This window comes from Microbacterium sp. 2RAF4, from assembly GCF_052115285.1.
GTDB lineage: Bacteria > Actinomycetota > Actinomycetes > Actinomycetales > Microbacteriaceae > Microbacterium > Microbacterium oxydans.
In genome coordinates this window covers 1,816,887-1,829,005 of the sequence record NZ_JBFRGI010000002.1, presented here as the reverse complement: position 1 = coordinate 1,829,005, position 12,119 = coordinate 1,816,887, and the positions used below count along the sequence as shown (strand labels likewise).

14 protein-coding genes are annotated in these 12,119 nt (G+C 69.8%); 4 read left to right on the top strand and 10 right to left on the bottom strand.

Going from position 1 to position 12,119, the window contains the following annotated elements; genetic code table 11:
- Positions 1–7 precede the first annotated feature (7 nt).
- Positions 8–982, bottom strand: coding sequence for a C-terminal binding protein (locus tag AB4070_RS13225; protein ID WP_441980492.1), 975 nt, complete (start codon positions 980–982; stop codon positions 8–10).
- Between the two features lie 360 nt (positions 983–1,342).
- Here AB4070_RS13225 and AB4070_RS13220 point away from each other — a divergent pair, with 360 nt between their 5' ends.
- Genes AB4070_RS13220 through AB4070_RS13210 form a run of 3 tightly spaced genes read left to right on the top strand, consistent with a single transcriptional unit; the run spans position 1,343 to position 3,721 of the window.
- Positions 1,343–2,602, top strand: a complete 1,260-nt coding sequence (locus tag AB4070_RS13220) for a sodium:proton exchanger (RefSeq protein ID WP_441980491.1) — start codon at positions 1,343–1,345, stop codon at positions 2,600–2,602.
- 26 nt (positions 2,603–2,628) lie between these two features.
- Positions 2,629–3,378 carry an SDR family NAD(P)-dependent oxidoreductase gene (locus AB4070_RS13215; protein WP_441980490.1) on the top strand — a complete coding sequence of 250 codons (750 nt, stop codon included), beginning with the start codon at positions 2,629–2,631 and terminating at the stop codon, positions 3,376–3,378.
- Positions 3,371–3,721 (top strand): nuclear transport factor 2 family protein, encoded by a 351-nt coding sequence (locus AB4070_RS13210; protein ID WP_441980489.1) that lies wholly within the window; start codon positions 3,371–3,373, stop codon positions 3,719–3,721. The genes AB4070_RS13215 and AB4070_RS13210 overlap by 8 nt, the downstream gene beginning before the upstream one ends.
- 31 nt (positions 3,722–3,752) lie before the next feature.
- On the opposite strand, the gene AB4070_RS13205 is transcribed toward AB4070_RS13210, so the two are convergent.
- Positions 3,753–4,061 carry a hypothetical protein gene (locus AB4070_RS13205; RefSeq protein WP_441980488.1) on the bottom strand — a complete coding sequence of 103 codons (309 nt, stop codon included), beginning with the start codon at positions 4,059–4,061 and terminating at the stop codon, positions 3,753–3,755.
- 81 nt (positions 4,062–4,142) lie between these two features.
- Positions 4,143–5,339 (bottom strand): DNA polymerase IV, encoded by a 1,197-nt coding sequence (dinB, locus tag AB4070_RS13200; protein WP_441980487.1) that lies wholly within the window; start codon positions 5,337–5,339, stop codon positions 4,143–4,145.
- Positions 5,340–5,442: 103 nt separating this feature from the next.
- Here dinB and AB4070_RS13195 point away from each other — a divergent pair, with 103 nt between their 5' ends.
- Positions 5,443–6,273, top strand: a complete 831-nt coding sequence (locus AB4070_RS13195; RefSeq protein ID WP_441980486.1) for a zinc-ribbon domain-containing protein — start codon at positions 5,443–5,445, stop codon at positions 6,271–6,273.
- Here AB4070_RS13195 and AB4070_RS13190 read toward each other — a convergent pair.
- The 7 genes from AB4070_RS13190 to AB4070_RS13160 all read right to left on the bottom strand — a co-directional run bounded on the left by AB4070_RS13190 (position 6,265) and on the right by AB4070_RS13160 (position 12,116).
- On the bottom strand, positions 6,265–6,609 hold the full coding sequence (locus tag AB4070_RS13190) for a DUF427 domain-containing protein (protein ID WP_441980485.1): 345 nt from the start codon (positions 6,607–6,609) through the stop codon (positions 6,265–6,267). The two genes, AB4070_RS13195 and AB4070_RS13190, sit on opposite strands and share 9 nt — an antisense overlap.
- Before the next feature lie 5 nt (positions 6,610–6,614).
- Positions 6,615–7,403, bottom strand: a complete 789-nt coding sequence (locus AB4070_RS13185; protein WP_441980484.1) for a Crp/Fnr family transcriptional regulator — start codon at positions 7,401–7,403, stop codon at positions 6,615–6,617.
- Entirely contained in the window at positions 7,400–7,858 is a 459-nt protein-coding gene (locus tag AB4070_RS13180) for a hypothetical protein (RefSeq protein ID WP_441980483.1), read from the bottom strand. The genes AB4070_RS13185 and AB4070_RS13180 overlap by 4 nt, the downstream gene beginning before the upstream one ends.
- 139 nt (positions 7,859–7,997) lie before the next feature.
- The gene (locus AB4070_RS13175) at positions 7,998–8,789 is read right to left on the bottom strand and encodes an SDR family NAD(P)-dependent oxidoreductase (protein WP_441980482.1); all 792 of its coding nucleotides are present in this window, start codon (positions 8,787–8,789) and stop codon (positions 7,998–8,000) included.
- A gap of 1 nt (position 8,790) precedes the next feature.
- On the bottom strand, positions 8,791–9,867 hold the full coding sequence (locus tag AB4070_RS13170) for a mandelate racemase/muconate lactonizing enzyme family protein (protein WP_441980481.1): 1,077 nt from the start codon (positions 9,865–9,867) through the stop codon (positions 8,791–8,793).
- Positions 9,864–10,622, bottom strand: a complete 759-nt coding sequence (locus AB4070_RS13165; RefSeq protein WP_441980480.1) for an SDR family NAD(P)-dependent oxidoreductase — start codon at positions 10,620–10,622, stop codon at positions 9,864–9,866. Before AB4070_RS13165 ends, AB4070_RS13170 begins: the two co-directional genes overlap by 4 nt.
- A gap of 105 nt (positions 10,623–10,727) precedes the next feature.
- Positions 10,728–12,116 carry a hypothetical protein gene (locus tag AB4070_RS13160; protein WP_441980479.1) on the bottom strand — a complete coding sequence of 463 codons (1,389 nt, stop codon included), beginning with the start codon at positions 12,114–12,116 and terminating at the stop codon, positions 10,728–10,730.
- Between the last annotated feature and the right edge of the window lie 3 nt (positions 12,117–12,119).

Below are 12,119 nucleotides of genomic sequence, written 5' to 3'. Positions count from 1 at the left end.
TTCCAGGTCAGTGCGCGGCGGCGAAGGTCGGGTTGACGATCGGCACGGACTCGCCGGCCAGGTAGCGGATGATGTTCTCGGCCGCGTGCACCGGCAGATCTGCCAGCGCCTCGGGTGAGTACCAGGCGGCGTGCGGGGTGAGCAGCACCTGGTCGAGCTCACGCAGCGGCGATTCGGCGGCGAGCGGCTCCCCCGCGAACACGTCGAGGGCCGCGGCACCGATGTGTCCCGCTCGCAGCGAGGCGGCGAGCGCCTCTTCGTCGATGAGCGGACCGCGGCAGGTGTTCACCACGACCGCCCCCGGCTTCATGGTCGCGAGGGCGGCTGCGTCGATCAGGTGCCGGGTGTCGTCGGTGAGCGGCACGTGCAGGGTCAGGATGTCAGCACGCGCGACGGCTTCCGCGATCTCCACGGGCTCGCACCCGGCCTCGCGCACGGCATCGGCAGGGGCGAAGGGGTCGGCGACGAGTACGCGGAAGCCCAGCGCGCGACACCCGCGAGCGACCATCGATCCGATGCGTCCGAAGCCGAGCACCGACACCGTGGTGGCGGAGGGGCGCACGGCGAGCGGGCGGGCGTCGACGGCCTTCCAGGTGCCGGCACGCACGGCGCGGTCGTAGGCGGACAGGCCGCGCGCCTGGGACATGATCATCGCGATGGTGTGCGCTGCCACCTCTTCGATGCAGTAGCTCGGGGTGTTCGCGACGGCGATGCCACGAGCGGTCGCGGCCTCGACATCGACCATGTCGTATCCGATGCCGACGCGGCTGATGATGCGGAGTTTCGGCATCCGATCCATCACGTCACCCGTGATCTGCGCCCACTGCACGACCAGCCCTTCGGCATCGGCGCCGAGAGCGGCGATGTCTTCGGAGCTTCCGGATGCGGCGCGCTCGGCACGCAGTCCTGCCTGTCGGAGCGTGTCTTCGATGACGGTTCCCGGCAGGTCGCAGTCGCTGACGAGGATGAATGGCTCGGTCATGGATGCGATGCTATAGCATCTAGCAGATTCGCGCATCGCGGCACCGATCTTCGCCCCTTTCGCTGATCCGAAATCCTGGGCCGTCCGCTCGGGCGCCCGCGAGTTCACGAGTGAGGGTTCCCGAAACCCTCTGAATTTCCGCCTGAGCAGGAGAACAGTCCGCAGTGTTCGCCAGACTGGGGAGATCGAAGGGGAGTAGTTCCGGGCTCGCGAGAGCCTGAGGCCGCATCGACATACTGACGTTCACGATGATCGTCCGGTGCCCCTGTCTCCCGGATGAACGAGACCTTCGGCCCACGCGCGGCCGGAGCTCTGTCTTGTCCTCCCTCGGTCGCGCCCGACCGAAAGGACCGTTCCCGCATGCCACGCGCACTGATCGGCCGTCTCGCCCTGTGCCTCCTGATCACCACCCCTGCCCTGGTGTTCCGGACACTGGGCTTCCATCCGAATCCCGTACTGGACCTCTTCGTCTTCGGGGCGGCGGTCGTGGCGGCCAGCTTCGTGCTCGCCTGGGCCGCGGAGGCCGCGCAGAAGGACATCTCCGGCGCCCTCGCGATCGCCATCCTCGCCCTCATCGCCGTGCTCCCCGAGTACGCCGTCGACCTGTACTACGCGTTCCGCTCCGGCTCGGACCCGGAGTACGCGCAGTACGCCGCCGCGAACATGACGGGATCGAACCGGCTGCTCCTGGGCTTCGGGTGGCCGCTCGTCGTGATCGTCGCCCTCGTCGTCGCGAACCGGACACGACGCGGCGAAGCCCGTCGTCTCGCCCTCGAGCTCCCCGTCACCGCACGCCTGGACGTCGGCTTCCTCGCGGTGCTGGCGATCCTCGCTTTCGCCATCCCGCTGCTCGGGAACATCCCGATCTGGTTCGGCCTGGTGCTCATCGGGGCGTTCGTCACCTACCTGTGGCGGGCCGGTCGCACGGAAGGCGCGGACCGCGAAGAGGAGTTCGTCGGAGCCGCCGCACACATCGCCGGCATGCCGACCCGCGCCCGACGGGTCACCGTGATCTCGATGTTCGTCGTCTCGGCGGGCATCATCCTCGCGTGCGCCGAGCCGTTCGCGACAGGTCTCGTCGACTCGGGAACCGCGCTCGGGATCGACAGCTTCTTCCTCGTGCAGTGGCTCGCGCCCCTCGCCTCGGAGGCGCCCGAATTCATCATCGCGGTGCTCTTCGCCGTCCGGGGAATGGGGGCCGCCGCGATCGCCACCCTCATCGCGTCGAAGGTCAACCAGTGGAGCCTTCTGGTCGGTTCACTCCCCCTCGCGCACTTCTTCGGCGGCGGAGGGTCCGACCTGCCGCTCGATGCGCGTCAGATCGAGGAGTTCGTGCTCACCGGCACCCAGACCGTGATGGGCGTCGCGATCCTCCTCGCCCTCCGATTCCACCTGGGCTCGGCCCTCGCCCTGGCAGCGATCTTCCTCGTGCAGTTCTTCGTGACCGACACCGGCGGCCGCTACGTGCTCTCCGCCGTGCAGCTGATCATCGCCGCCGGGTTCCTGATCGTCCACCGTCGGCACATCCTGCCGACGCTCGCGGCACCGTTCCGTCGGGCGCAGCCTTCGCCGGCGACGACCGCGGGTGGATCCGCTGGCGGAGCGGGCAGTCGCGGATGACACCGCTTTTGCTATAGCGTTTAGGGATGACTGTTCGTCGCGCTCTGATCACGGGGGCGAGTTCCGGCATCGGGACCGCCGCCGCCCTCGAACTCGCCCGCGAGGGTGCTGCCCTCTGGATCACGTATGCCGGACGCGAGGCCGAAGCGCTGCGCATCGCGGAGGAGTGCCGGGCGGCAGGGTCGCCCGAGGTGCACGTGTCGCGCCTCGACCTGCGCGAGCGCGAGTCGATCGACGCGCTCGTCGGTGAGATCACGAACGCATGGGGATCGCTCCATGTGCTCGTCAACAACGGCGGAGTCTGCCCCTACACCCCCTACGACGACATCGAGTTCGACGAGTGGGACATGGTGCTCGAGACCAACGCCCGCGGCACCTTCTTCCTGACCCGCGGCGCGCTCCCCCTGCTCCGGGCCGCGGAGGGCGACCGCTCGGTGATCAACATCGCCTCGATCGCCGGCCAGGTCGGCGCGCTGCAGACCGGCATCCACTACGCCGCGAGCAAGGGGGCGATCCTGGCGATCACGCGCAGCTTCGCCCGGCACCTCGCTTCGGAGGGCATCCGCGTCAACGCCGTGACCCCCGGCCCGGTCGCGAGCGCCATCACCGACCAGCTGCAGGGGGCGGGGCGCGAGAAGCTCGAATCGGGCATCCCCCTCGGCGCGTTCGGGCAGCCGGAGGACGTGGCCTGGATCATCGCATCACTCGCCTCAGAACGAGCACGCTTCATCACCGGCGCCACCTACGACGTCAACGGAGGAGTTCGCATTGACTGACCACGCACCCCTGGACCGCTCTGCCCTCGACACCGTGCAGGCGCAGCTCGAAGCGTTCAACGCGCACGACTTGGAGGCGTTCGTCGCGACCTATGCCGAGGACGCCGTGATCACCGGTGTCTCCCCCGAACCCGTGGTCGGTTCAGCCGCGATCCGAGCGTTCTACGAGCCTCGGCTGCAGAACCCCGAGCTGTCGTGCGTGATCGAGACCAGCGTGCTCTTCGGCACCCGATGGGTCGTCGCACAGGAACAGGTCATCAACGCCGGCGTCGCCACCGAGACCATCGCTACCTTCGACGTGGTGGACGGATTGATCGCCAGGGCGTCGATGCTCAAGGCCTGAGGCGGGGGGCATCTCGCCGAGCGCGCCGTCTTCACACCAGATCGAAGACCTCGATGGTGTCCATGCCGACGAGACTGGTCTTTCGGGGCTCCACCGTCGCCATCCTCGGAATCCGGTCGAAGCGCCGATTGTCGGGAGCGATCATCAGGCGGAACGGACCTCGCGCGAGCGCGACGGTCAGATGCGCGTCATACCAGCACAGCGCCTGTCGACGCGAGGCCTTCTGCGCCCACGAGTGGAGGAGAAGCCAGGAGAGGAAGGCGAAGGGGATCAGCACCCAAAGCAGAAGCCCGCGCACGAGCACGACCAGGACCCATCCCGTCCGGCTGAGTGCGTTCATCTGCGGCTGCGCCCTTCTTCGGCTCGGCGCCGTCGAGCTCAAGATACCGGACCGGCACGAGAAGCCTGAGCGTCGTGCGGCTCATTCGTGCTCGGGGAGGATCGGGGACGACCAACCCGGATCACGACCCAGCTGGGCCGCTCGAGAGACGGAGGCCGCGCCGTAGCGGTCGCGCAGGGTGTCGAGCACGGTGTCGAGGCGCGCTTCGTCGCCCCAGTCGATCGGCAGCTCGGGCGGCACGCGGTCGGCGTGGTCGAGCTGCGACAGTGAGATGCCGATCAGGGTGATGCCGCGCGCGGTGATCTCGGGCTGCGCGGCGCCCAGCAACGCACGGGCCAAGGTGAGCAGCACGGCGGTGCGGTCGGTCGGCGCGCGGAGCGAACGGGAGCGAGTCGCCTTCGCGTAGTCGCCGAAACGCAGACGCAGTACGACAGTGCGACACACGCGCTCGCCGTCGCGAAGACGGCGACCGAGTCGATCGATGATCTGCGTGAGGATGAGGTCGATCTCCTCAGCGGATCGGGGGCGGGCGCCGAGTGCGCGCTGGGAGCCGATCGACCCGCGGCGCCGGGTGGTGTCGACGGGCCGCGGATCCCGCAGGCGAGCGAGCGCGTGCACGTGGGCTCCCGTCGCCTTGCCCAGCATCCTCTCGGCGGTCGCGGTCTCCAGCTCGGCGAGCTGTCCGACGGTGCGGATGCCGTATCGGTGCAGCTTCTCGGCCGTCACCGCGCCCACGCCCCACAGCCGCTCCACGGGAAGGGGAAGCAGGAACTCCTCTTCGCGGTCGGGCTCGACGACCAGCAGACCGTCCGGCTTGCTCACGGCACTCGCGACCTTGGCGAGGAACTTGGTGCGCGCGACGCCCACCGAGATGGCGAGCCCCGCCTCCGCCCGCACGCGCTCACGCAGCCGAGTGGCTATCTGCTCAGGGCTCCCGGCGATCCGCCGCAGACCTCCGACCTCGAGGAAGGCCTCGTCGATCGAAAGCCCCTCGACGAGCGGAGTGGTATCGCGGAAGATCGCGAACACGTCCTTGCTCGCTGCGGAGTATGCGTCCATGCGCGGCGGGACGACGACGGCATCGGGGCAGAGCTCGCGCGCCTGCCGGCCTCCCATCGCCGTGCGCACCCCGCGCGCCTTCGCCTCGTAGCTCGCTGCCAGCACGACCCCGCCGCCCACGATCACGGGTCGCCCGCGCAATTCCGGGGCGTCGCGCTGCTCGACCGACGCGTAGAACGCATCGAGGTCGGCGTGCAGCACGGTCGCTTCCCCACGCATCCTGCTCTCCTGTCGACGAGCGGATCGTCGCACGGACCGGGGACATCCGAGCCGGTGTCGGCCGGCTGTGTGCGGTGTCGGTGCCGGCAGGTAGGTTCAGCGCGTGCCGGAACCGGTGATGCAGTGGTGGGCGCGACGGCAGTTCTCCCGCGGTCGCGCGATTCCGTATGAGGTGGGAACCTATCGCGCCGGGTGGGCCGCGTACCCCGAGCTGATCCGCCAGTACCACCCCGAGCTGAACCACGGCATCGCGCTGTCGCAGATCCCCCTCGCCGCCGACGTGCTCGTGTGCTGGGAGTGCCCGGTCGGCCATCGGTTCGCCGCCACACCGACCGAGCAGCGCGAACGCCCTGGACGCGTCCGGCGCCGTTCCGCGTGGTGTCCGGACTGCTCCGCGCGCGCCCGCCCGCAGCCGGTTGTACTCGGGGAAGCTCGCGCCATCCCCCGCAAGCCCCGCCAACCCGCGCCTGCGCTCTGCACCAAGACTCCCGACCTGCCCTCGGGCACCGCGTTCGCGAGTGAGTGCGCGCCCAAGCCCGCCTCTGCCGCAGAAGGCCGCCTGCGGGCGGGACTCGGTGCCGCGATCGAGTTCGACACCACCGTGAACGCCGTCAAGGTGTCGCGCCCGTTCTTCCGCCACACCGAGGTGTGGCCGGACATCGTACTGCCGGAGCTCCGGATCGCGATCGAGTACGACACGGTCGGCCGACACGGCCTGGAGCACGTCGGCAAGCGGCAGGACGCGGATCTGCGCAAGGACCGCGCCCTGCGTGCTGTGGGGTGGGAAGTGATCCGCATCCGCACCGGGAAGCTCGAGCCTCTCGGCCCGCACGACCTGGCGCTGTCCTCCGTCGGAGCGAAGAGCATCGCCAGGATCATCGATGAGCTGCGGGTGATTCGCGGGGCGCTGATGGTGGATGCATATCTACGCTGAATCGGATGAGTCGACCGCCGGCGGCGCGGGGGCCTCCTCTCTGCTGATGACGAGACCGCGGCCGGGCACGAACGCGATCATGCCGCGAATCGGCCACGCGAGCGGGGAGGGGAGCGGATAGGTCCATGCCGCGTCAGGAAGGGCCAGACCGTGCAGCTCGAGATGGCGATATCGCGCGACCCCCTTCCAGATACAGAGGGTGGTGAGCGCGCTGGGCCGCAGTGCCGCCGTCAAGTCCTCCTCAGGGACGTAGTAATTCCCCTCGAGGCTCAGAGCGCGTTCGGTGCGGGCGACTTCGAAGCCGCCGAGGCGGGCGATGACGGAGTGACGACGCATGAGCGTCAGATCGTCTCATGGCCGAGTCGGCGGAGACCGCTCGGATCGGTGATGAGAATGCGCCCCCGGCCCTGACGCACGAGGCCGCGCTCGCTGAAGTCGCCGAGCACGCGACTCGTAGCCTCGCGCGTCGCACCGATCACTCCCGCGATCTGCTCGTGTGTCAGCCGCACCTCGGGGGCTCGCGCGAACGGGCCGGAGCCTCGAGACGAGCGCGCCAGGTTCAGCAACGTCACCGCGACCCGGGAAACGAGCGGTCGCAGGGCGAGATCCGTGAGGCGGTCTTCGAGCTCCCCGACGCGTTCGCCGAGGATCCGTGCCACACGCACCGCGATCCGCACATCGGCCAGCAGGAGCCGTTCCACGTCACCGGTACCGAGCCGGCAGACCAGCACATCATCGATCGCCTCTGCGTAGCTGTCGTACATGCGCTGGCCGACGAGGACCATCTCCCCGAACACCGAACCCGGCTCGAGGATCGCCAGCGTGAGGGCCTTGCCGTCCTCTCCGAGACGGAAGATGCGCACCCGTCCGCTCTTGAGGATGAACAGCGAGCGGACCGTGTCGGTCTGGCTGTACAGCAGCTGCCCTCGGCGCACCAGGGTCGCAGGCGCCATCTGGTCCATCCTGTCCATCTCCGCCGGCGACAGATCGGCGAACAGATCCACCTCACGCAGACAGGAGAACGGGTCTGGGGGCACCTCTGAGAAGTCGGGGTCCTCGGAGCCGCGACGGATCGGGGCCCACGAGGCGGGTCCCCCGAAGCCCTCCACCGCAGGTTCCTCGCCGCTCACGAACGCCGCCGCAGCATCGGCACGGCGACCGCACCGAGTGCCAGAGCGTAGATCACGTGTCCCATGAGGGACATCATGCTCCCCGCAGTGACGGCGAACAACGGCGCGCCCATCATCATCGGCATCACGACGAGTGGGCCGAGCACCCAGAGCACGATTCCGTAGATCACCGATGCGACCAAGCCCATGCCCCAGCGACGCAGCCAGCGGGCGCCGACCGCGGTGAAGACGACCCCGAAGAACACGGAGATCATCATGTGGATCCCGAACCCCACCCAGGGCGAGGTCGAGCCGACCATCCCTGCGAGCATCGGCAGCATTCCCATCGTCGCCATCATCGCCCCGAAGACGAGGCCGCCGGCGATGCCCGCGAGGGCGCCGACGAGGATCCGCTGTCCGAAGCTCGCGACGTGGGTACCGGGGGTGGGGCTGGAGGCGGACGTGTGAGGGGTCATTGCAGTTCTCCTGTCTTCGAACGGACTATCCGAAGCTAGAAGACGAGCCAGACGCGGTCTGTGATCGACCGCACACAGGGATGAATCCGGTGCGCACCGCCGGAGATGACTTCGCCTCTCGCGCGTTGACGGCGCCCCGTCAGCCCTCGAACCGCTCCCGCAGACCCGGGTCGATGGTGATGTCGCCGAAGGATGCGGTCCATGCGCCGTCGACCGCGATCGACTGCCCCGACAGGTACGGCGCCTCATCGGAGAGCAGGAACGCCGTGAGCGCGGCCACCTCTTCCGCCCGGGCGATCCGGCCCATGGGAGGCCCCTCCGCGAGGGCACGTTCCTCGGCAGCGGGGTCAGCAGCGCGGGCGATCTGCGCCTCGAGATGCGGGGTGCGCACGCCACCGGGAGCGACGGTGTTGGCACGTATGCCCAGAGCGCCATACGACACGGCCACGCTGCGGGTGAGGGCGTCGATGCCGCCCTTGGTGAACTCGTACGCGGCGTGGTCGGTGAAGCTCGCTCGTCCGTGGATCGAGCCGATGTTGACGATCGCGCCGGCCACTTCCTGGTCGACGAATGCGGAGACGGCGGTCGCGCAGCCCCAGATGTAGCCGAAGCCGTTGATGTCGAGCACCTCGCGCACCACGGACTCGTCGAGCTCGTGCAGAGGCGTCCGTTTCGTGATGCCGGCGTTGTTGACCCAGCCGGCGAGCGGGGCTCTGGCGCGGGCAGCAGCAGCCGCGCGCTCGTGCGTCGCGCGATCCGATGCGTCACCGAGCACCACCTCGGCCACGATGCCGTCTTCGACTGTTCCCGAACCGGGGGACCGCTCGAGCCCGACGACGATCCATCCGTCGGCGGTGAGGCGTTCGGCGATCGCCCGGCCGATGCCCTTGCCACTCCCCGTCACAACGACGCTGCGTGCGGATTCCGTCATGTCATCCCCTCTCGAATCGGAAGACGGCGGGGTCGAGTGCGAACCCGAGGCCCGCCGCACCCGACGGACGCACCAGGCCTTCGAACGTCGGACCACCGAGGATGAACGACGGAGCCGGATCGTACGGATTGACTCCTCGCGCGAACGTCTCCACGCCGATGCCGAGGTGTGCGGTGACCTCGGGATACACATGCCCGGAGACGGGGACGCCGCGCTCGGCGGCCCATGCGATCATCTCGCGGGCGGGGGTCACGCCGCCGATCGCCACGACGTCGAGCCGCAGCGCCTCGACACCACCGACCTCGACCAGCGCCTTCAGCACCGCGGGATCGGTGACCTCATCGCCGACGGCGACCGCCAAGCCCGAGTCCCGGCGGATGCGTGCCACACCTGCTGCGTCCTCCGGCAGCAGGGGGTCTTCGAGCCACGCGAGTTGCGGATCGCCCCACTGTGCGATCTCCGCGAGCGCGGCGGGGGCATCCGGCCAGCCGAAGCCCACATCGACGACCAGCCCGGTGTCAGCGGGGAGCTCAGCGTTCAGAATCGCCAGGATTTCGCGCATGTATGCCGGATCCGGAATGCGGGAGATCTTCACGGTCGTCCACCCGGCAGCCTGGCCGAGAACCTCGTCGGCGACCTCCCGAGGCGCCCGATCCGCAGACGGGTACGCGGCGACCAGCATCGACTCCCGCGGAGCATCACCGGTGCCGAGCACCTTCCACAGCGGCACATCGGCGCGACGTGCGGCGATGTCCCACAGGGCGATGTCGACCAGGCCGATGGCGCGCCGCACCAAGCCCACCCGGCCGACGATGGCGCTCCCGCGCAGCATCCGCTCCCACGTCGCCGCGGGGTCGTCGGCATCCGCACCCACCGCATGCGGGGCGACGAGACGGTCGACGATCTCGGCCATCGGCGCCTCCCGCGAAAGGCAATACGCCACCCCGGTCGTGCCGTCGTCGGCCGTCGCCTGCACGGCGGAGTACTCGCGCCGCGCGACCGTCATCGCGCCGAGCTGCAGCGGTGCAGGGAGCGGCAGCACGGCGGTGGCCGTGTCGATGCGCGCGATCGTGCTCATTCGGGCTTCTTCGCCAGGGGCACGCCGTAGTCCACCATGAAGCCACCGTCGACATAGAGCGTCTGCCCGTTCATGTAGCGCGACTGGTCGGAGACGAGGAAGCTCACGGCCGCCGCGATCTCGCTGGCGTCGGCCAGGCGCTTCGCGGGGATGCGGGACAGGATCGTGTCCAGGCTCAGCGTCCCCTGCTCGACCCCCTGACGGAAGACGCCCGTGTCGACGTAACCCGGCGCGACCGCGTTGACGCGCACGCCCCGCGACGCCCACTCCGCTCCCGCCGTGGAGGTGAGTCCGATGACGGCGGCCTTGGTCGTGGCATACGGCGCCCGCCCCGCGGAGCCGCGCGAGGAGATGGAGGAGATGTTGACGATGCGGCCCTCACCACGGTCGAGCATCCGCTTCCCGGCAGCCTGGAGAGCGGAGAACACCCCGTGCAGGTTCACGTCGACGACCGCGGACCACTCATCCCATGTGAGGTCCTCGATCCCGCGGTGCCGCTGGATGCCGGCGTTGTTCACGAGCACCTCGATGGGCCCGAGCTCCGCCTCGATCTCACCGAAGACCCGGTCGACCCCGGCATGGTCGGTGACGTCCAGCTCGCGCCACAGGATCCCGGCGGGGTTCTCGCCCGCGGTCAGCCCGGGGACACGGTCGGTCGCGACGACGAGGTAGCCGTCCGCGGAGAGTCGCTGGCCGATCTCCCAGCCGATGCCGGCAGATCCTCCGGTGACGATGGCGACGGGTGCCTGACTCATGCTGTGCTTCTCCTCGGTCGTACGTTTGCTATAGCAGTCTACGGCCGCTCCCGTCGCGATATTCCAGCCGAAACCCTCGAAGTAGGTGGAATATCGCGACCGGAGCTAGGCCAACAACCCGGCCACCACCGACACCGCGTGGGACTCCAGGAGTTCCAGGGCGCCGGGAGCCAAGGGCGTCTGCCAGGACTGATACGCGCCGCGGTCGTAGGCCTCGCGGGTCGGGAGGTACACGAAACCCGGGCCGTTCGTGAGGTTCATCACCACGATCGGCGTCTCCGGGAACCGCTCCCGGAGGGTCGTCTGCAGCCGCGAGTAGGCCTCGCCCGGATGCCCCACGATCACGGCGTCTCCGAGCCGCCAGGCCCACACCGGATGCGACACGGTCGGGCCGTCGATGTAGCCGTCGCGGAGGTTCCGTGCCCGTCCGAGACGTTCCTCCCGGGACCGCGGATCGATGTCCTTCCACTCCTCGGCGAGCTCGTCCAGGGTGGGCAGGTCACGCAGCGGCAGCTCGACCGCCGAGACGACTCCCGCCGCCCCGCCGCCGCCGTCCGCCGGGGTCCCGGTCCAGATCGCGAGCGGAGCCCCCGACTCGACGACACGGTCCAGCGTCAGCTCCTCGCCCGGCACAGGCAAGCCGTCCAGCGCGGCGAGCACCGCGTGCCCGAGCGAGCGTCCGTGCCGGTCGGCCACCGCGACGTCGCCTGTGTACTGCTCCCGAGGGGCCAGCTCGCCCGAGGCCCCCTGCACGAACAGGCACGGTGCACCGGTGGCCGCCTCCACGATCTCGCGCATGGCGCCGACGTAGTCCGGGGACACCTCGCGGTGCTGCCAGGCCAGGGTGGTCGGATGGCAGGCGTAGTTCACCAGCGTCGCGCGCACTTCTCCGCCGATGCTGATCCGGCCGATGGTCACCGTGTCGTCGGCGGCTCCCCGGGGGTTGTAGCCCACGAGCGCGCGGCCGTCGAGGTCGAGCTCGCGCTCCGCCGCAAGGGTGCAGGTGCCCGTGGTCCACTCGATCAGTCCGGGTCGCGCGGTCTCCAGCGCCTCCCGCCCGGCGGCGATACCCGCCGCGGACAGCGCCTCCAGGTACCCGGGGATGAGCTCCCCGCCCGGCAGATGCGCGTCCGCGGCGCAGAGCACGGCCCCGGCATGGGTGTGCGAGAGGGAGAGCATCAGCTGATCGGACTCGAGGCCCAGACCGTCGAGGATGGCACCGCGCACGCCCTGCTCATCGGCGACCCGGCGCCACCACGTGCCGTCGACGGCGAGCAGCACCCGCGGCCGCCCGTCCGCGGCCACCACCGCGAGCGCGGTCAACTCGAACGGCCGGTGCGCCCCCTCGGAGCGCTCCCAGTCGGCCGGTCCCCAGTTCTTGGCGCGGATGCCGACGGGCGGCGTGATGTCGCGCCGGGCGACGCCGATGCGCGCCTGCGTGCGGGGGATGCGGATGCGGTCTCCGAGGTGCGTCGCCGCTGCCGTGTCGTTCACGCG